The following is a 19,827-nucleotide window of genomic DNA, read 5'->3' on the forward strand; positions in this document are numbered from 1 at the left end:
CAGACGCGGCACCACGCAACACGACGACAACACTCGAACGAAGGAGACACACCATGCGGTTGAGCGGCAAGACGGCGATCGTCACGGGCGGCGGCTCGGGTTTCGGCGAAGGCATCGCGAAGACGTATGCGCGCGAAGGCGCGAACGTGGTCGTCAACGACCTGAACGGTGCGGCGGCCGAGCGCGTCGCGAGCGAGATCGCGCTCGCGGGCGGCAAGGCGATCGCGCTCGCCGGCGACGTGTCGAAAAGCGACGACTGGCGCGCGCTGCTGCAGGCCGCGCTCGACGATTTCCATTCGGTGCAGATCGTCGTGAACAACGCGGGCACCACGCATCGCAACAAGCCGGTGCTCGACGTGACGGAAGCCGAGTTCGACCGCGTGTACGCGGTCAACATGAAGAGCCTGTTCTGGAGCGTGCAGACCTTCGTCCCGTACTTCCGCTCGCAGGGCGGCGGCGTGTTCGTGAACGTCGCGTCGACGGCCGGCGTGCGGCCGCGCCCGGGTCTCGTCTGGTACAACAGCACGAAAGGCGCGATGATCACCGCGAGCAAATCGCTCGCGGCCGAGCTCGGCGCCGATCGCATCCGCGTGAACTGCATCAACCCGGTGCTCGGCGAAACCGCGCTGATGACCGAGTTCATGGGCTGCGAAGATACGCCCGAGAACCGTCGCCGCTTCCTCGCGACGATCCCGCTCGGCCGCTTCTCGACGCCGCAGGACATCGCGAACGCGGCGCTTTACCTCGCGTCCGACGAGGCCGAGTTCATCACCGGCGTGTGCCTCGAAGTCGACGGCGGACGCTGCATCTAGAGCCGTACCCGGCCGCCACGGCCGGCCTTGCCGCATCTGTAACGCTGGCTTCGCACGCAACCGGGCCCCGCGCCGACGCGCCGGTCCGGCCGACAACAAGGACAGGAGACAACATGGCAACATCGACGCAGTCGCTACCGGGCTCGTCCGGCGCATTCGAGGAAGCAACCTATCGCAAGGTGTCGTGGCGGCTCACGCCCCTGCTGCTGCTGTGCTACGTGGTCGCGTATCTCGACCGCGTCAACGTCGGCTTCGCGAAGCTGCAGATGGCGAGCGACCTGAACCTCAGCGACACCGTGTACGGGCTCGGCGCCGGCATCTTCTTCTTCGGCTATTTCCTGTTCGAGGTGCCGAGCAACATCATCCTGCACAAGGTCGGCGCGCGCGTGTGGATCGCGCGCATCATGGCGACCTGGGGCGTGATCTCGATCCTGACGATGTTCGTCACGACGCCCGCGATGTTCTACGTGATGCGCTTCCTGCTCGGCGTCGCCGAAGCAGGCTTCTTTCCCGGCGTGATCCTGTACCTCACCTACTGGTATCCCGCGCACCGGCGCGGCCGCATGACGACCTTCTTCATGACGGCCGTCGCGCTGTCGGGCGTGATCGGCGGGCCGATCTCGGGCTTCATCCTGAAGGCGTTCGACGGCGTGAGCGGCTGGCACGGCTGGCAATGGTTGTTCCTGCTCGAAGGCATTCCGTCGGTGCTGGCCGGCGTGCTGGTGTTCTTCACGCTCGACGAGCGGATCGCGAAAGCCGGATGGCTGACCGACGAGGAGAAGGCGCTGCTCGCCCGCAACGTCGACGCCGAGGAAGCGACCAAGGAGGACCTGCCGCTCGGCGCGGTGATGTCGAGCCCGCGCGTATGGCTGATGGCGCTGATCTATTTCTCGTTCGTGATGGGCCTCTACGGCGTCGGCTTCTGGCTGCCGACGATCATCAAGGCGACGGGCGTCACCGACTCGTTCATGATCGGCCTGCTGTCGGCGATTCCGTATGCGGCCGCGGTGGTCGCGATGATCCTGATCGCGCGCAGCGCGGACAAGCGCCGCGAACGCCGCTGGCACCTCGCGATCCCGGCCGCGATCGGCGCGCTCGGGCTCGTGCTGTCGGTGATCTGGGCGCACCAGACCGCGCTCGCGATGCTCGGCCTCACGCTCGCGACGATCGGCATCCTGACGACGCTGCCGCTGTTCTGGAGCCTGCCGACCGCCTTCCTCGGCGGCGCGGCGGCCGCGGCCGGCATCGCGATGATCAATTCGATCGGCAACCTCGCGGGCTTCCTGAGCCCGTACCTGATGGGCTGGCTCAAGCAGGCGACGGGCGCCAACGATTCGGGCATGTACATGCTGGCCGGGTTCCTCGTGCTCGGCGGGCTGCTCGCGCTGTCGGTGCCGAAGCGGCTGGTCGACAAGTGAGGCGCGGTGTGTGACCGCGGGCCGGCCGATCGCCGGCACCGCCGGACAGCGCGGCGCACCCACGCTGCAAAGGAAACGAAAAAGCCCCGAACGCCATTCGGCCTTCTGGGCTTTCGAACCGTGACGAGCCGCTTGCCGCGGCTTCGCGTCAGACCACCGTGATCGCCAGCGCGCTTTCGCGATAGTGCTTCGCCGCCTTGTCGGTTTCGCCGAGATGCTCGAACAGGCGCGCGAGCGCGCGATGCGTGCGCACCTTCAGCGCCTCGTTGTCGGCGAGCTTCAGCGCCGCCTCGAGGAACGACTGCGCCTTACCCCACAGCTGCTGCTGCTGGCACAGGCGGCCGAGCGCGAACAGCAGGTCGGCGTCCTCCGGATGATCCTTCTTCCACCCTTCGGCCTTCTGGATCAGCGGCAGCGCATCGGCGCCCGCCGTATCCGGATAGCGGCGCAGCAGGCGCGCGTCCCAGTTGTGCGCGAGCGCCTCCTCGACGATGCGGCGCGCTTCGGTGCGGCGCTCGAGCGGCACCAGCAGGTCGGCCGCGAGATCGGCGAGACGCGGCGACTGGCGCTCGGCCGGCGACAGCGACTGCCACACCTCGAGCAGCGCGTCCGGATCGTGCCGGCGTTCGCGCAGCAGGTTTTCGGCGGCCTGCTGGCGCAGCCGCACGGCCGCGGCCGGATGCAGCGCCTCGCGCTTCTCGAGCGCCTTCGCGAGCTTCAGCACCTCGGCCCAGTTCTTCAACTGCTGCTGCGCGCGCAGCGCGACCTGCTGCGCATGGATGCGCTTGCCGCCCGCCTGCAGGTCGGCCAGCGCGGCGAGCGCACCGTCGGCGTCGCGTGCATCGGCGCGCATGTCGGCCGCGGCGAGCAGCCGCGCATCCTGCCATTCGGGCGCGTCGACCTTCGACAGCCAGTCGTCGCGGCGCGTGTACTCGTGCATCCGGTGCGCGGCGGTGGCGCCGACGAGACTCGCCGCGCCCTGGTTCGCATCGACCGCCAGCGCTTCGCGCGCGGCCTTCTCGGCGCGCGAGAAGCGGCCCGCGTACAGATTGGCGATCGCATCGCGCAGCGACGCCTGCGCCTTCTCGTTGCGCGCGCGCGCGCGATACGCGGCGACGCGCTGCGGCATGCGCCAGATGTTGCGCACGATGCGCAGCAGTGCATACACGACGATGAACAGCACGACGACGGCGATCACGAACAGGTTCAGCGACACGTCGACGCGATACGGCGGGTAGACGAGCAGCACCTGCCCCGCATCGAAACGGCCGACCGTGGCCAGCGCGACGGCGATCGCGAACAGGATCGCGAGCCAGACGATTCCTCGAAGCGTCATCGTTACCCCCGGCTCTTGAACTGCTGAACGGCGTTCAGGCTCGTGTTCAGGTTCGGCACCGCGACCGTCAGCGATGCGCCGTCGACCTGTTTCAGCAGATCCTCGACGGTCTGCGTGTCCTTCGACGCCTGATCGAAATACTTGCCGAGCGACGCCTGCGCGGCGTGCAGGTCGGCCTTCATCGCGGACTCGTTGCGCGCGAGCAGCGACAGCCGCGCGGTCAGCAGGCGCAGCTTCACGTTCTCGCGCACGAAGTAGCCCTGGTCGGGCGACGCGAGCATCGCGTCGGCGTTGTCGATCCGGCGCACCTGCACGAGGCCCTTCAACTGCTGGCCGAGGCCGGCCGAGAAGTCATGCCACCACACCTTCCAGCGCGGCTCGCCGGCCGCGACCGCGGCCGATGCCGCGGTCGGCTCGACCGCCTTCGGCGCCGCATGCGGGACGATCGCCTCGCCGGCGAGCGGCAGCGCGTCGATCTTGCCAATCGCGTCGTCGAGCTTGATCGCGAGGCCCGTGAGGTCGGCCGACGGCGCGGCCTTCAGCTTCTCGATGTCCTGGGCGAGTGCCTTGCGCACCGTGACGGCCTGCGCGCTCTGCGAGGTCGCGAGGCGCGCGTCGGCGTTCTGCAGCGCGATCAGCGCGAGCTGCGTATTGCCGGTCAGCTGCAGCTGCTGGCTCGCGCTCGACAGCATCTGATCGACTTCCTCGAGCATCCACGCATCGCGGTTGCGCGAGAGATCCTGGTATTGCTGCTGCAGCGCCTGCTGCGCGTTCTGTGCGTCGGCCAGCTTGCCGTCGAGCTGCGCGAGCTGCGTGTCGACCTGATGCGCGCTCGCGAGCGCCTGCTCGGTCTTGGTGCGGGTCTCGGCCGTCTGGGCGTCGAGCGCCTTCTGGCGCGCGACCAGCGCGTCGTCGAGCCGGTCGACCTTGCGGTTCAGCGCGTAGCCGCCGACGCCCGCCGCGCAGCCGAGCACGACGACGACCAGCCACAGCAGCGCGCTGCCGCCGCGGCGCGCGGGCGGCTCGGACGCCATGTACGCGGGCCGGGACGGCGGTGCGGATGCAGCGGCCGGCTGGGAAGCGACACTTTTGGAATCGTTGGTATCTGTCATGCGTTTATTCACCGGTGCGGCTGTCGCCGGTTGGACGGCCTCGTCGGCCATCGTTCGAAACGCGCGGACGATGCGCTCATCGCCCGCGCCGGTCAGCGTAATCCTATCAAAACCGAGTGCGCGCGCGGTCTGCTCGATCCGCGGATGCGGCGTCACGAGCGGCGCGTGCTTCAGCGCGTCGATCTCGGCGTCGTTCAGGTGCGTGCGCGCCAGTTCGTGCAGGTTGCGCACGCCCTCCGAGCTCGTCACGAGCCACGCATGCGGCTCGCCGCCGAGCAGCGCATGCACGCGCTCCCATGCGCCGATGCGCGGCTCGGGCACGACGCGACGATAGGCGGCGACCAGCGTCACGTCGGCGCCCGCGTCGCGCAGGCGGTCGGCGAGCCATTCGCGGCCGCCGTCGCCGCGCACGATCAGCACGCGCTTGCCGGACAGCGCGTGCGCGCCGCCGAACGCGGCTTCGATGCTCGCGTACAGGCTTTCGGAGTCGTAATGCGGTGCGCTGCCGTCGGCGGGCGCCTGCGGCGCGATCACGCGATACGCGGGCGCCGCGATCCCGTGACGCTCGAGCGCCGCGACGCTGCCGGGCCCGACCACGCCGACCGGCAACGCGTTCGGCCAGATCGCGCCGTACTGCGCGAGCGCGCGGTCGATCGCGTTCGGCGACACGAAGATCACCAGCGCGTAGTCGGCCAGCGCCGCGAACGCGGCGGCCAGCGGCGCCGGATCGTCGAGCGGCGCAATGTCGATCAGCGGAAATTCGAGCACCTCGCAACCGGCTGCGGCCAGTTGCGACGCGAGCCCGGCCGACTGTCCGTCCGGGCGTGTCAGGACGGCGGTGAACGCGCGCGCGCCGCCCGCCATCAGGCCTCGCCCTTGCCGGCCTGCGAGGCGGCGAGCAGCGCGTGGACGATCTCGAGCGCCCCCTGCGCCTCGAGCTCGTCGGACACCGCGCGGCCGAGCGCGAGCGCATCGGCGACGGTCATCACGGCCGCGCATTCCTCGGCCGTCAGCACGCGCTTGCCGTCGGTCGTCGACACGCGGCCCTGCAGATACAGCTCGCCCGCCCGCCATACCGCGTGCGCGGCGAGCGGCACCTCGCAGCTGCCGCCGAGCGCGCGCGACACCATCCGCTCGGCCTCGACCGCGAGGGCGGTCTGCGCGTCGTGCAGCGGCGCGAGCCACGCGGCGACGTCGTCGCGGTGCGCGGCGATCTCGATGCCGAGCGCGCCCTGGCCGGCCGCGGGCGGGCTGTCCTCGACGTCGAGCAGCGCGCGGATCCGCGCTTCGAGACCGAGGCGCTTCAGGCCGGCGGCGGCGAGAATGATGCCCGCGTAGTCGCCGCGATCGAGCTTCGACAGGCGCGTGTCGAGGTTGCCGCGCAGCGGCAGCACCTGCAGGTGCGGATAGCGCGCGCGCAGCATCGCCTCGCGGCGCAGGCTCGAGGTGCCGACGACCGCGCCGGCCGGCAGCGCGTCGAGCGACGCGTAGTCGTTCGACACGAACGCGTCGCGCGGATCCTCGCGGCTCATGATCGCGGCGAGCGAGAAGCCGTCGGGCAGCGCCATCGGCACGTCCTTCAGCGAATGCACGGCGAGATCGGCGCGACCGTCGGCGAGCGCGTTCTCGAGTTCCTTCACGAACAGACCCTTGCCGCCCACCTTCGACAGCGTGCGATCGAGAATCTGGTCGCCGCGGGTCGTCATCCCGAGGATTTTTACGTCGCAAGCTGGATATAATTTGCGCAGCGCATCACGCACATGTTCGGCTTGCCACATCGCCAGGCGGCTCTCTCGCGAGGCAATCGTCAGCGTCGCCGGCGGCTGTGCCTGTTTCGGCCCGGCCGAAAGGATCTCGGAATTCATTGCAGGAACATCGAAGGACGGGATTGAAGATCGAACAATGGTAGCACGCACGCCCCAGCCCGCCCGGGCCTGGAGCCCGCGCCGCGCCGCCCGCGCGCGGCGCGCGGCGCCGATGCGCAGATATGCCGCACCCAGCTGGTTGCTTGACCGCAGTTCCCGCAGTTCCCGCAGTTCCTTTTGACTCGAGCTTTCCCAAGGAAACCCATCGTGAAGTCTTCCGGATCGGCGCGTACGACACGCCGCAATGCTGCCCTGCCCTCCACCGACGCTCCGACGAGCACCGTCACCACCGCCGCGAACGGTCGTGCGAAACCGGCAACGAAACCGAAAGCCACGATACCTCAGACAAAACGCGCGGCCGGCGCGGCGAAGCCCGCCGCACGCACGCGCGAGGACAAGGACCGCCCGCTGTTCGAGGACATCCGCTTCCTCGGCCGCCTGCTCGGCGACGTGGTGCGCGAACAGGAAGGCGACACCGTGTTCGACGTCGTCGAGACGATCCGCCAGACCGCCGTCAAGTTCCGCCGCGAGGACGACCACGAGGCCGCGCAGACGCTCGAGAAGAAGCTGCGCAAGCTGACGCCGGAGCAGACGGTGAGCGTCGTGCGCGCGTTCAGCTATTTCTCGCATCTCGCGAACATCGCCGAGGACCGTCATCACAACCGTCGCCGCCGCATCCACGCGCTGGCCGGCTCGGCGCCGCAGCCGGGCACGATGGCCTATGCGCTCGACCAGCTGAAGACGACCGGCAATGCATCGAAGCGCCTGCTGCAGCGCTTCTTCGACGACGCGCTGATCGTGCCCGTGCTGACCGCGCACCCGACCGAGGTGCAGCGCAAGAGCATCCTCGACGCGCAGCACGACATCGCGCGGCTGCTCGCCGAGCGCGACCAGGAACTGACCGCACGCGAGCGCCAGCACAACGAAGCGATGCTGCGCGCGCGCGTGACCGCGCTGTGGCAGACCCGCATGCTGCGCGACGCGCGCCTGACCGTCGGCGACGAGATCGAGAACGCGCTGTCGTACTACCGCGCGACCTTCCTCGACGAACTGCCCGCGCTGTACGGCGACATCGAGGCCGCGCTCGCCGAGCACGGCCTGCCCGCGCGCGTGCCCGCGTTCTTCCAGATGGGCAGCTGGATCGGCGGCGACCGCGACGGCAACCCGAACGTGACGGCCGCGACGCTCGACGAGGCGATCAACCGCCAGTCGGCGGTGATCCTCGAGCACTACCTGGAACAGGTGCACAAGCTCGGCGCCGAGCTGTCGGTGTCGAACCTGCTGGTCGGCGCGAACGACGCGGTGAAGGCGCTCGCGGCAGCGTCGCCCGACCAGTCGCCGCACCGCGTCGACGAACCTTACCGCCGCGCGCTGATCGGCATCTACACGCGGCTCGCCGCGAGCGCGCGCGTGCGTCTCGGCGAAGGCACGGTGCCGGTGCGCAGCGCCGGACGCGGCGCGCCGCCGGTGCGCGCGACGCCGTACGCGGATTCCGACGAATTCGTCGCCGACCTGAAGGTGCTGACCGCTTCGCTCGCCGAGCATCACGGCGCGTCGCTCGCCGCACCGCGCCTCGCGCCGCTGATGCGCGCGGCCGAGGTGTTCGGCTTCCATCTCGCGAGCATCGACCTGCGCCAGAGCTCGGACATCCACGAGGCGGTGGTCGCCGAACTGTTCGCGCGCGCGGGCGTCGAGGCCGACTACGCGGGGCTCGCCGAGGAAGACAAGCAGCGCGTGCTGCTGGCGGCGCTCGCCGACCCGCGCCCGCTGCGCTCGCCGTACATCGAATACTCGGCGCTCGCGCAGAGCGAGCTCGGCGTGTTCGAGAAGGCGCGCGACGTGCGCGCGCAGTTCGGCGCACGCGCGGTGCGCAACTACATCATCTCGCATACGGAAACGGTCAGCGACCTCGTCGAGGTGCTGCTGCTGCAGAAGGAAACCGGGCTGCTCGACGGCACGCTCGGCACGCCCGACGGCCATGCGCGCAGCGGCCTGATGGTGATCCCGCTGTTCGAGACGATCCCCGACCTGCGCGACGCGTCGCGCATCATGCGCGAGTACTTCGCGCTGCCGGGCGTCGAGGCGCTGATCGCGCACCAGGGCGGCGAGCAGGAAGTGATGCTCGGCTACTCGGACAGCAACAAGGACGGCGGCTTCCTGACGTCGAACTGGGAGCTGTACCGCGCCGAGCTCGCGCTCGTCGAACTGTTCCGTGCGCGCAAGATCACGCTGCGGCTGTTCCACGGCCGCGGCGGCACGGTCGGCCGCGGCGGCGGCCCGACCTACCAGGCGATCCTGTCGCAGCCGCCGGGCACCGTGAACGGCCAGATCCGCCTGACCGAACAGGGCGAGGTGATCGCGAGCAAGTTCGCGAACCCCGAGATCGGCCGGCGCAACCTCGAGACGGTGGTCGCCGCGACGCTCGAGGCGTCGCTGCTGCCGCAGTCGAACGCACCGGCGCAACTGCCCGCGTTCGAGGCCGCGATGCAGACGCTGTCCGACGAGGCGATGGCCGCGTACCGTGCGCTCGTCTACGAAACGCCCGGCTTCACCGACTACTTCTTCTCGTCGACGCCGATCACCGAGATCGCCGAGCTGAACATCGGCAGCCGTCCGGCGTCGCGCAAGCTGCAGGATCCGAAGAACCGCCGGATCGAGGATCTGCGCGCGATTCCGTGGGGCTTCTCGTGGGGCCAGTGCCGGCTGCTGCTGACCGGCTGGTACGGCTTCGGCAGCGCGGTGAGCGCGTACCTCGACGGCGCGGGCGACGCAGCCGAGCGCGGCAAGCGGCTCGCACTGCTGAAGAAGATGAACAAGACCTGGCCGTTCTTCGCGAACCTGCTGTCGAACATGGACATGGTGCTCGCGAAGACCGATCTCGCGGTCGCCTCGCGCTATGCGCAGCTGGTGGCCGACCGCAAGCTGCGCAAGCACGTGTTCGAGCGGATCGTCGCCGAATGGGAGCGCACCTCGCAGGCGCTCGCGGAAATCACCGGGCACGAAGGCCGCCTCGCGACCAACCCGCTGCTCGCGCGTTCGATCAAGAACCGCTTCCCGTATCTCGACCCGCTGAACCATCTGCAGGTCGAACTGATCAAGCGACACCGCGCGGGCGATACCAACGCGCGGCTGCGCCGAGGCATTCATCTGACGATCAACGGGATCGCGGCCGGCCTGCGCAACACGGGCTGATCCGCATGCGGCGGCGCCGGTGCACGCCGGTGCCCGACCGGCGCGACAGAAGCCGCGACACGCCGCTACGCGTGTCGCGGCTTTTTTCATCTCAATGCGCGTCGATCAGCAGCGCATCGTGCTCGAACGACCCGTCGGCCTGCACCGCGTAGTACGCGCGCACCTCGTCGGGCGCATGCGCCCACAACGCGCGAATGCCGGCGACGCTGTCTTCCGGCGTGCGGATCCGCTCGACCCACGTCGCGAAGTCGATCGGCAGGCGCCAGCGGCTGTGCACCTGCGCGTCGAAACCGGCCTCGCGGAACATCGCGAGCCATTCGTCGGCGCGGTAGTCGCGCACGTGCGACGCGTCGCGCAGCACTTCGGCCGCCTGCAGGTACGTGTCGAGCAGCGGATGGTCGTTGCCCGCAATGTCGATCATCAGCACGCGGCCCCCCGGCTTCAGCACGCGCCGCACCTCGGCGAGCGCCGCGCGCACGTCGTGCCAGTGGTGCGCGCTCATCCGGCTCACGACCCAGTCGAACCTCGCCGCGTCGAACGGCAGGCGCTCGGCCGGCCCCTGCTGCGTGCGGATGTTCGCGAGCCCGCGCTCGCGCGCGGCCGCGTCGACGGTCGCGAGCATCGGCGCGGCAAGGTCGTACGCGACCACCTCGCGCACGTGCGGCGCGACCGCGAAACTCGCGTGGCCCGCGCCGCAGCCGAGATCGAGCACCGCCGCGTCGGGCGTCGCGCGCATCGCGTCGGCGAGCGTCTGCAGATCGGCGCCCGTCGCGTGGACGGTGCTCGTCAGATAGGCGGCGGCCGTCGTGCCGAATGCGTCGGCGACCTGGTCGTGGTGTTTCATCGCATGTTTCTCCTGTCTGATCCGCGAGCGCATCGGCGCCGGCGGCCCCGTGCACGGTGGCGCGCCGTCGCGCTGGCGCAGGTCCCGTGCCGGGTCGGTCGTGTGGACGCTGCCTGTCAGCGCACGAGCCGCTACAATAGGCCTGCGTTTGTACCAGTACAAGTCAAGTAGTTATTCTGGTATTCGATACACCTGTCAAATCCTTTGCCGCCTGCGCTTCGCCGTTTTCGCATGAACCCTTCCTCCTCCTCCGCGCCTGTCCCGCCGCTCGACGCCACGCCCGCCCGTGCGCTCGGCGAATTCATCCGTGCCCACCGCGAGCGGCTGTCGCCGCAGGCCGTCGGCCTGCCGCCCGGCCCGCGCCGCCGCACGCCGGGGCTGCGGCGCGAGGAAGTCGCGCAGCTGTGCGGCGTCAGCCCGACCTGGTACACCTGGATCGAACAGGGCCGCCCCGTGTCGGCGTCGGCCGACGCGCTCGCGCGGATCGCGGTCGCGCTGCAGCTGTCGAAGGCCGAGCGCGCGTACCTGTTCGAGCTGGCCGCCCAGCGCGATCCGGCCGAGCCCGACGTCGCGGCCGGCGACCTGCCGCCGACGCTCGCCGCTACCGTCGCGGCGATCGCGACGCCCGCCTACGTGCTCGACCGCCAATGGAACGCGCTCGCGTGGAACGCGCCGGCCACCGCGCTGTTTACCGGCTGGCTCGACGGCGAGCACGACCGCAACCTGCTGCGCTTCACGTTCATGTCGCCGGCCGCGCGCACGCTGATCGTCGACTGGGACACCCGCGCACGGCGGCTCGCGGCCGAATTCCGCGCCGATTCGATCCGCCACCTCGCCGACGCGCCGACGCGCGCGCTGATCGACGCGCTGACGGCCGGCAGCGACGCGTTCGCGCAGTACTGGGCGTCGCAGGACGTGTTCGAGCGCGAAGGCGGCCTGCGCGAATTCGACCATCCGCAGCACGGCCGGCTCGTGTACCAGCAGATCACGCTGAAGCCCGCGCATCGCGAGGACCTGAAGCTCGTCGTGCTGGTGCGCGACTGACGCGGCTGCCGCGCGCCGCGCCGCGGCGGGCGGCCCCGCGAATGTTAGAATCCCCGGATTCCTCGGCGGCGCACGCCGCCCAACTCCCCTTCGAAGAATCGCCATGACGTCCCAACTGCACAAAAAGGGCGAGGCCTGGTCGGCCCGCTTCTCCGAACCGATGTCGGAGCTGGTCAAGCGCTATACGTCGTCGGTGTTTTTCGACAAGCGCCTCGCGCTCGTCGACATCGCCGGCTCGCTCGCGCACGCGAACATGCTCGCGGCGCAGAAGATCATCAGCGCCGACGACCTCGCCGCGATCGAACGCGGGATGGCGCAAATCAAGGGCGAGATCGAGCGCGGCGAGTTCGAATGGCAGCTCGACCTGGAAGACGTCCACCTGAACATCGAGGCGCGCCTGACCGCGCTGATCGGCGACGCCGGCAAGCGCCTGCACACGGGCCGCTCGCGCAACGACCAGGTCGCGACCGACATCCGCCTGTGGCTGCGCGGCGAGATCGACCGCATCGGCGGCCTGCTGAACGACCTGCGCGGCGCGCTGATCGACCTCGCGGAACAGAACGCCGACACGATCATGCCGGGCTTCACGCACCTGCAGGTCGCGCAGCCCGTCACGTTCGGCCACCACCTGCTCGCGTATGTCGAGATGTTTACGCGCGACGCGCAGCGCATGCGCGACTGCCGCACGCGCGTGAACCGCCTGCCGCTCGGCGCGGCCGCGCTCGCCGGCACCAGCTACCCGATCGACCGTCATGCGGTCGCGAAGTCGCTCGGCTTCGACGATATCTGCACGAATTCGCTCGACGCGGTGTCCGATCGTGACTTCGCAATCGAATTCACGGCCGCGGCGGCGCTGGTGATGACGCACGTGTCGCGCTTCTCCGAAGAACTCGTGCTGTGGATGAGCCCGCGCGTCGGCTTCATCGACATCGCCGACCGCTTCTGCACCGGCAGCTCGATCATGCCGCAGAAGAAGAACCCGGACGTGCCCGAACTCGCGCGCGGCAAGACCGGCCGCGTGAACGGCCATCTGATGGCGCTGCTCACGCTGATGAAGGGCCAGCCGCTCGCGTACAACAAGGACAACCAGGAAGACAAGGAGCCGCTGTTCGACACGGTCGACACCGTCGCCGACACGCTGCGGATCTTCGCCGAGATGGTCGCCGGCATCACCGTGAAGCCGGATGCGATGCGCGCGGCCGCGCTGCAGGGTTTCTCGACCGCCACCGACCTCGCCGACTATCTGGTCAAGCGCGGCCTGCCGTTCCGCGACGCGCACGAAGCCGTCGCGCACGCGGTGAAGATCTGCGACGACCGCGGCATCGACCTCGCCGACCTGACGCTCGACGAAATGAAGCAGGAACTGCCGAACGTCGCGCACCTGATCGGCGACGACGTGTTCGGCTACCTGACGCTCGAAGGCTCGGTCGCGAGCCGCAACCACCCGGGCGGCACCGCGCCGGACCAGGTGCGTGCAGCGGCGAAGGCCGCGCGCGCCGCCCTCGGCCAGTAAGCCCGCCCCGTGCAGACGGACGCCTTCGGCGTCCGTTTTTTATTCCGGCGGCGACGACCGCCGCCTGCTCCCTGCTTCCCGGATGCCCCCGATGACCTTCTCCGCCGCGCTCTTCGACATGGACGGCCTGCTCGTCGATTCCGAGCGGACCATCATGAACACGTGGATCGACGTGTCGGGCGCGCATGGCGTCGTGCTGACCGTCGCCGACTACCTGCAGATCGTCGGCCGCTCGTTCGCCGAAGGCCAGACGGTTCTCGCGCGGCTGATCGGCGACCCGGACACGTTCGACGCGGTGCGCACGCGCGTGCGCGAACGGCTGGCGGCGCCCGAGCCGCACCCGAAGTTCCCGCTGAAGCCGGGCGCGCTGGCGCTGCTCGACACGCTCGCGCAAGCCGGCATTCCGTGCGCGGTGGCGTCGTCGTCCGCGCAGGACGTGATTCGCGCGCGGCTCGACGCGGTCGGCGTGCTGCCGTACTTCCAGGCGATCGCAAGCGGCACCGAGGTCGCGCGCGGCAAGCCCGACCCGGCCGTATACCTGCTCGCGGCCGAGCGCCTCGGCGTGCCGGCACACGCGTGCGTCGCGTTCGAGGACAGCGATTTCGGCGCGCAGTCGGCGGCCGGCGCGGGCGCCTCGGTCGTCACCGTGCCCGACCTGAAGGCGCCGACGCCCGAGATCGTCGCGCTGAGCCTGCACGTGCTCGCGTCGCTCGACGATGCGGTCGCGCTCGTGCCGTCGTGGTTCGGCCGCCGCGATACGCAGCTCGCGTAGCGCGCACGCTCTCCCCGAATGCAAACGGGCACCTCGCGGTGCCCGTCGTGGATGGCCGTCGAACCGGCGGCGTCGTGGCTTCCTCGTTACTTGTTGCCGGCCGTCTCCGACAGCCGCTTCATCGTCGCGATGCGCGCGCCGATCAGGTCGACGCGCCCGTCCTCGCCGACGAGCGGCGCCGTCGCATCGCGAAACGCGATCCACGCGCGCTGCGCGCGCACCAGCGTCGCGGCCGAATGCGCGGGCATCTTGCGGCGCAGCTTCTGGTAATAGCGGTTCAGGTCGAACACCGCATGCTCGCACGCGGCATCCTGCTCGCACGGACGCACGCGGCGCACGGCCGGGTCGCGCGGCGCGTTCGCCGCCGGCTTGCCGTTCGCCGCCTTCGGGTCGGGCTGCCCGGCCGCAACCGCCGTGCCCTGCGCACCGCTGGTCGCGGCCACCGGCACCGCCGGCGGCGGCGCATAGCGGTCGGCCGCCGCGCGCAACGCCAGCGCGCGATCGCGCACCGGCTGCAGCTGCATGTCGGCGCTCGCCATCGTGTACATCGTGCCGCGCGTCGTGTCGTACACGGCCTTCAGCAGATGCGCCTCGTCCTTGCGCCACGTCAGCCAGCGCCGCTGGCTGTCCTGCCAGCCGCGCTTCGCGTCGGCCGGCGCATCCTTCAACAGGCGCTGGTACGCGCCGTCCATCACCGACTGCCACTGCTGCTGCGCCTCGTCCATGCACTGGATCTGGCCCGCCGTCGACGACCGGTCGCGCCGCGCGAGGCATTGCCGCATCGCGACGTCGACCGGGTCGGCCGCGGCGACTTCCGCGTGCACGACGCCCGCCCCCGCCAATCCTGCCGCCCAGACGACGAGCGCGGCCGCCGCCGCGCGCATCGTCCGGTTCGTTCCGTGCGTCGCCATCAGTCGCGCACGCAGTCGACGAAGTACTCGACGCGGCCGTTCACCTCTTCCGCGACGAGGCCGTGGATATCGGTGTGGAAGCCCGGGAAGCGCTCGTTGAAGTCGCGCGCGAACCGCAGGTAGTTGACGATCGTCTTGTTGAAGCGCTCGCCCGGGATCAGCAGCGGAATGCCCGGCGGGTACGGCGTCAGCAGGATGCTCGTCACGCGGCCTTCGAGCTCGTCGAGCGGCACGCGGTCGATCTTGCGGTGCGCGAGCTTCGCGAACGCGTCCGACGGCTTCATCGCCGGCTCCATGTCCGACAGGTACATCTCGGTCGTCAGGCGCGCGATGTCGTTCGCGCGGTACACGTCGTGGATCTGCATGCACAGGTCGCGCAGGCCGACGCGCTCGTAGCGCGGATGCTGCGCGACGAATTCCGGCAGCACGCGCCACAGCGGCTGGTTGTTGTCGTAGTCGTCCTTGAACTGCTGCAGCTCGGTCACCATCGAGTTCCAGCGGCCCTTGGTGATGCCGATCGTGAACATGATGAAGAACGAGTACAGGCCGGTCTTCTCGACGATGATGCCGTGCTCGGCCAGGTACTTCGTGACGATCGCGGCCGGGATGCCCGTCTCGCCGAACTCGCCGTCGACGTCGAGCCCCGGCGTGATGATCGTCGCCTTGATCGGGTCGAGCATGTTGAAGCCTTCCGCGAGCGGGCCGAAGCCGTGCCAGTGGTCGTTCGGCTTCAGCATCCAGTCATCGCGCGAACCGATGCCCTCTTCGGACAGGTCGTCCGGGCCCCACACGCGGAAGAACCAGTCGTCGCCGTACTCGGCGTCGACCTTGCGCATCGCGCGGCGGAAGTCGATCGCCTCGGCGATCGATTCCTCGACGAGCGCGGTGCCGCCCGGCGGCTCCATCATCGCGGCCGCGACGTCGCACGACGCGATGATCGCGTACTGCGGGCTCGTCGACGTGTGCATCAGGTACGCCTCGTTGAAGCGGTGCTTGTCGAAGGTGCGGTTTTCCGAATCCTGAACGACGATCTGCGACGCCTGCGAGATGCCGGCGAGCAGCTTGTGCGTCGAGTGCGTCGCGAACACCAGCGCGCCGGTGCGCGGACGGCCGTCGCCGATCGCGTGCATGTCGCGGTAGAACTCGTGGAATGCCGCGTGCGGCAGCCACGCTTCGTCGAAGTGCAGCGTGTCGAGCAGGTCGCCGAGCAGGTCCTTGATCATCTCGACGTTGTACACGACGCCGTCGTAGGTGCTCTGCGTGATCGTCAGGATGCGCGGCTTCAGGTCCGGGTTCTCGCGCAGCGCCTCGCGCGCGAACGGGTTCGCCTCGATCTTCTTGCGGATGTTCTCCGGCTTGAACTCGTCGCGCGGGATCGGCCCGATGATGCCGAAGTGGTTGCGCGTTGGCGTCAGGAACACCGGAATCGCGCCCGTCATCGTGATCGCGTGCAGGATCGACTTGTGGCAGTTGCGGTCGACCAGCACGATGTCGCCCGGCGCGACCGTCGCATGCCAGACGATCTTGTTCGACGTCGACGTGCCGTTGGTCACGAAGAACAGGTGGTCGGCGCTGAAGATGCGCGCCGCGTTGCGCTCGGACGCCGCGACCGGGCCGGTGTGGTCGAGCAGCTGGCCGAGTTCGTCCACGGCATTGCAGACGTCCGCGCGCAGCATGTTCTCGCCGAAGAACTGGTGGAACATCTGGCCGAGCGGGTTCTTCAGGAACGCGACGCCGCCCGAGTGGCCCGGGCAGTGCCACGAGTACGAGCCTTCGTCCGCGTACTTGACCAGTTCCTTGAAGAACGGCGGCGCGAGCGAGTCGAGATAGACCTTCGCCTCGCGGATGATGTGGCGCGCGACGAACTCCGGCGTGTCCTCGAACATGTGGATGAAGCCGTGCAGTTCGCGCAGGATGTCGTTCGGCAGATGGCGCGACGTGCGCGTCTCGCCGTACAGGAAGATCGGGATGTCCGCGTTGCGGCGGCGCACTTCGGTCACGAACGCGCGCAGCTCGATGATCGCGGTGGCGAGCTCCGGCAGCTCGCCGTCCGGGCCCGTTTCGCCGAGCATCAGCTCGTCGTCGTCGATCGACAGGATGAAGCACGACGCGCGGCTCGACTGCTGCGCGAACGACGTCAGATCGCCGTAGCTCGTGAGGCCGAGGACTTCGACGCCCTCCTTCTCGATCGCTTCGGCCAGCGCCCGGATGCCGGAGCCCGAGATGTTCTCGGAGCGGAAATCTTCGTCGATGATCACGACGGGGAAACGAAACTTCATGGGCGATTCTCCAAAAAGAACGACCGCGGCGCGTCACGCGCAGCGGTCACCCGGAAACTGGTGAGACGTTATGCAAGCAGATCAGGTTTTCGGCAGCGTGACACCGCGCTGCCCCTGATACTTGCCGCCGCGATCGGCGTACGACACGTCGCACACCTCGTCGCTCTCGAAGAAGAGCACCTGCGCGACGCCTTCGTTCGCGTAGATCTTCGCGGGCAGCGGCGTGGTGTTCGAGAATTCCAGCGTGACGTAGCCTTCCCACTCGGGCTCGAACGGCGTCACGTTGACGATGATCCCGCAGCGCGCGTAGGTCGACTTGCCGAGGCAGACCGTCAGCACGGTGCGCGGGATGCGGAAATATTCGACGGTGCGGGCCAGCGCGAACGAGTTCGGCGGGATGATGCACACGTCGCCCTTGAAATCGACAAACGAACCCTCGTCGAAGTTCTTCGGATCGACGATCGTCGAGTTGATGTTCGTGAAGATCTTGAATTCGTCCGCGCAGCGGATATCGTAGCCGTAGCTCGAGGTGCCGTAGCTGACGATCCTGCGACCGTCCTCGGACGCGCGAACCTGATCGGGCACGAACGGCTCGATCATCTTGTGCTCTTCGGCCATGCGCCGAATCCATTTGTCGGACTTGATGCTCATAACGGGGCGCCTGGAAACGCTGCGTGACGGTGGGTGTTGGGGTCAGGCCGCCGGTTCGGGCCGGCGACCGGGAAAGGCGCACATTTTACGCGATCATCGGCTCGCGCATGCGCGCCCGTCACCGGATCACGCCGCACGCGAGCGCGGGGCCCGCACCGTGCTGCGGAAACGCCGGGTCGCTCGCATCGCGGTGGACGAGCGCCGAACGGTTCATCGCGGAGCGCACGCCGTCGAGGGCCAGATCGGGCGCGACGATGAAGCCGGCCGCGACGCCGTTCGCATCCGCATGAATGTTTCCGAGGTCGCCCGCGACCCGCGCTCCCGCGCGCAGGCGGTCGGCCGCCGGCGCGAACACCTGGCCGGCGCTTGAGCCGTCGCCCGCGTTGCAGTCGCCGCGCTCGTGCACCTGCAGCGCGTGGTCGCTGTTCGGCGGCAGGCCGACGAGGTTGTAGGTGACCTGGACGCCGTCCGGGCGCTCGACGAAGGTCACCGCGCCGCGCGTCTGCGAGCCGACCGTCGGCTGCAGCTGCGCATCGGCCCGTTTTTCGTGCGACGAGGAAAAGGAGGTACAGCCGGCCAGCAGGCCCAGCGCGGCGGCGGCCAGCAGCGCGCGCCGCGCGCGGCCGGCGCGCACGCCGTGATGTCGTTGGTTCATTCGATCCTCATGCCGGCTGACGGCCATTTGACACGGCGGCCGCGCCGGACGGGTAAAGGGACCCGGGAAAAGTCGCCATGATACCGCGCCTCGCGGCGGCGTAAACAGCGTGAGGCCCCGCCCCGCAAGGGTTTTACGTATTTTGAACAACGATCGACGGGAACTTCGAGGTCATGTCGCGCGCGCGCTCGGCAATCGCCAGCGCGACGCCGCGCGCGATGTCGCGGTAGCGGCGCGCCAGCGCGCCGTCCGGATCGGCCGCCACGGTCGGCGCGCCGCTGTCGGCCCGCTCGCGGATCGCGATGTCGAGCGGCAGGCTGCCGAGCACGGTCACGCCGTAGTCCTTGGCCATCCGCTCGGCGCCGCCCGCGCCGAAGATGTGCTCCTCGTGGCCGCAGTTCGAACACACGTGGATGCTCATGTTCTCGACGATGCCGAGGATCGGGATGCCGACCTTCTCGAACATCTTCAGGCCCTTCTTCGCGTCGAGCAGCGCGATGTCCTGCGGCGTCGTGACGATCACCGCGCCCGTCACCGGCACGCGCTGCGCGAGCGTCAGCTGGATGTCGCCGGTGCCCGGCGGCATGTCGACGATCAGGTAGTCGAGCTCGCGCCAGTTGGTCTGGCGCAGCAGCTGCTCGAGCGCCGACGTCGCCATCGGGCCGCGCCACACCATCGGGTTGTCCTCCTCGATCAGGAAGCCGATCGAGTTCGCCTGCAGCCCGTGCCCGACCAGCGGGTTCATCGACTGGTTGTCCGGCGACTCGGGGCGCTGGCCATGGATGCCGAGCATCGTCGGCAGCGACGGGCCGTAGATGTCGGCGTCGAGGATGCCGACCGACGCGCCTTCCGCGGCCAGCGCGAGCGCGAGGTTGACGGCCGTCGTGCTCTTGCCGACGCCGCCCTTGCCCGACGCGACCGCGACGATGTTCTTCACGTTCGGCAGCAGTTTCACGCCGCGCTGCACCGTGTGCGCGACGATCTCCTGCGACACGTTCACGCGCGCGTCGCGCACGCCCGGCACACTGCGCAGCGCGGCGGCGACGCGCGCGCGCACGTCGTCGTGCTGGCTGCGCGCGGGGTAGCCGAGCACCACGTCGACCGTCACGGCGTCGCCGTCGATCGCGACGTTGCGCACGCCCTTGTTCGCCGCATACGGACGGTCGGTATTGGGGTCGACGACCGCCGCCAGCGCGGCGTCGACTTGTGCCCGGTCAATGCTCATCGAAACTCCGTGAAAACGTTTTTTCCGCACTCAAACGTCAAGAAATATCAAATAACGCGGCGAAAATCGGGAAAAGTGAAAGAATCTGTTGCACGCCATTGCGCGAACGCGCGCGGCGGCGCAATCTTCGCGTGCGGCATGCTATGGGGCCAAATCGGCCGCTTACCGCCTATATTGTAGAGGCTGACGCGCCGCCCT

At 69.3% G+C, this 19,827-nt stretch carries 15 protein-coding genes; 6 read left to right on the forward strand and 9 right to left on the reverse strand.

Translation table 11 applies throughout. The features are described from left to right. The first annotated feature begins 53 nt into the window (after nucleotides 1–53). Entirely contained in the window at nucleotides 54–812 is a 759-nt protein-coding gene (locus WS57_RS30890) for an SDR family oxidoreductase (protein ID WP_040127947.1), read from the forward strand. 113 nt (nucleotides 813–925) lie between these two features. Beyond that, entirely contained in the window at nucleotides 926–2,230 is a 1,305-nt protein-coding gene (locus WS57_RS30895) for an MFS transporter (protein ID WP_059479030.1), read from the forward strand. 148 nt (nucleotides 2,231–2,378) lie between these two features. Here the strand turns inward: WS57_RS30895 and WS57_RS30900 are convergent, their stop codons facing one another. From WS57_RS30900 to hemC, 3 genes are read right to left on the reverse strand one after another with little or no spacing between them, the layout of a single operon-like run. After that, nucleotides 2,379–3,566: a heme biosynthesis protein HemY gene (locus WS57_RS30900; RefSeq protein WP_009690220.1), complete on the reverse strand. Its 1,188-nt coding sequence runs from the start codon at nucleotides 3,564–3,566 to the stop codon at nucleotides 2,379–2,381. A gap of 2 nt (nucleotides 3,567–3,568) precedes the next feature. Then, entirely contained in the window at nucleotides 3,569–5,542 is a 1,974-nt protein-coding gene (hemDX, locus tag WS57_RS30905; RefSeq protein WP_069245266.1) for a fused uroporphyrinogen-III synthase HemD/membrane protein HemX, read from the reverse strand. After that, nucleotides 5,542–6,543, reverse strand: a complete 1,002-nt coding sequence (hemC, locus tag WS57_RS30910) for a hydroxymethylbilane synthase (protein WP_059479027.1) — start codon at nucleotides 6,541–6,543, stop codon at nucleotides 5,542–5,544. Before hemC ends, hemDX begins: the two co-directional genes overlap by 1 nt. A gap of 207 nt (nucleotides 6,544–6,750) precedes the next feature. On the opposite strand from hemC, the gene ppc reads away from it, so the two are divergent. Beyond that, a complete protein-coding gene (ppc, locus tag WS57_RS30915) occupies nucleotides 6,751–9,735 on the forward strand; it encodes a phosphoenolpyruvate carboxylase (RefSeq protein WP_059604642.1) in 2,985 nt (994 codons plus the stop codon). A 91-nt stretch (nucleotides 9,736–9,826) separates the two neighbouring features. Here the strand turns inward: ppc and WS57_RS30920 are convergent, their stop codons facing one another. Further along, complete coding sequence (locus tag WS57_RS30920) at nucleotides 9,827–10,579, reverse strand: class I SAM-dependent methyltransferase (RefSeq protein ID WP_059604645.1); 753 nt, start codon at nucleotides 10,577–10,579, stop codon at nucleotides 9,827–9,829. A gap of 231 nt (nucleotides 10,580–10,810) precedes the next feature. Between WS57_RS30920 and WS57_RS30925 the strand changes: the two genes are divergently transcribed. The 3 genes from WS57_RS30925 to WS57_RS30935 all read left to right on the forward strand — a co-directional run bounded on the left by WS57_RS30925 (nucleotide 10,811) and on the right by WS57_RS30935 (nucleotide 13,908). After that, nucleotides 10,811–11,623, forward strand: coding sequence for a helix-turn-helix transcriptional regulator (locus WS57_RS30925; protein ID WP_040127953.1), 813 nt, complete (start codon nucleotides 10,811–10,813; stop codon nucleotides 11,621–11,623). 103 nt (nucleotides 11,624–11,726) lie between these two features. Beyond that, complete coding sequence (argH, locus tag WS57_RS30930) at nucleotides 11,727–13,136, forward strand: argininosuccinate lyase (protein WP_009690880.1); 1,410 nt, start codon at nucleotides 11,727–11,729, stop codon at nucleotides 13,134–13,136. A gap of 91 nt (nucleotides 13,137–13,227) precedes the next feature. Beyond that, nucleotides 13,228–13,908, forward strand: coding sequence for an HAD family hydrolase (locus WS57_RS30935; protein WP_040127954.1), 681 nt, complete (start codon nucleotides 13,228–13,230; stop codon nucleotides 13,906–13,908). 86 nt (nucleotides 13,909–13,994) lie between these two features. Here the strand turns inward: WS57_RS30935 and WS57_RS30940 are convergent, their stop codons facing one another. The 5 genes from WS57_RS30940 to apbC all read right to left on the reverse strand — a co-directional run bounded on the left by WS57_RS30940 (nucleotide 13,995) and on the right by apbC (nucleotide 19,629). Next, the gene (locus WS57_RS30940; RefSeq protein ID WP_059514923.1) at nucleotides 13,995–14,819 is read right to left on the reverse strand and encodes a lysozyme inhibitor LprI family protein; all 825 of its coding nucleotides are present in this window, start codon (nucleotides 14,817–14,819) and stop codon (nucleotides 13,995–13,997) included. Continuing rightward, nucleotides 14,819–17,098, reverse strand: coding sequence for an arginine/lysine/ornithine decarboxylase (locus WS57_RS30945; protein ID WP_009690200.1), 2,280 nt, complete (start codon nucleotides 17,096–17,098; stop codon nucleotides 14,819–14,821). Before WS57_RS30945 ends, WS57_RS30940 begins: the two co-directional genes overlap by 1 nt. Before the next feature lie 81 nt (nucleotides 17,099–17,179). Further along, nucleotides 17,180–17,749 carry a dCTP deaminase gene (gene dcd, locus WS57_RS30950; RefSeq protein ID WP_006398615.1) on the reverse strand — a complete coding sequence of 190 codons (570 nt, stop codon included), beginning with the start codon at nucleotides 17,747–17,749 and terminating at the stop codon, nucleotides 17,180–17,182. Nucleotides 17,750–17,867: 118 nt separating this feature from the next. Next, nucleotides 17,868–18,404 carry a superoxide dismutase [Cu-Zn] gene (gene sodC, locus WS57_RS30955; protein WP_040127956.1) on the reverse strand — a complete coding sequence of 179 codons (537 nt, stop codon included), beginning with the start codon at nucleotides 18,402–18,404 and terminating at the stop codon, nucleotides 17,868–17,870. Nucleotides 18,405–18,537: 133 nt separating this feature from the next. After that, a complete protein-coding gene (gene apbC / locus WS57_RS30960) occupies nucleotides 18,538–19,629 on the reverse strand; it encodes an iron-sulfur cluster carrier protein ApbC (RefSeq protein ID WP_040127957.1) in 1,092 nt (363 codons plus the stop codon). Nucleotides 19,630–19,827 lie beyond the last annotated feature (198 nt).

The sequence above is a fragment of the Burkholderia pseudomultivorans genome (assembly GCF_001718415.1).
Taxonomy (GTDB): Bacteria; Pseudomonadota; Gammaproteobacteria; order Burkholderiales; family Burkholderiaceae; genus Burkholderia; species Burkholderia pseudomultivorans_A.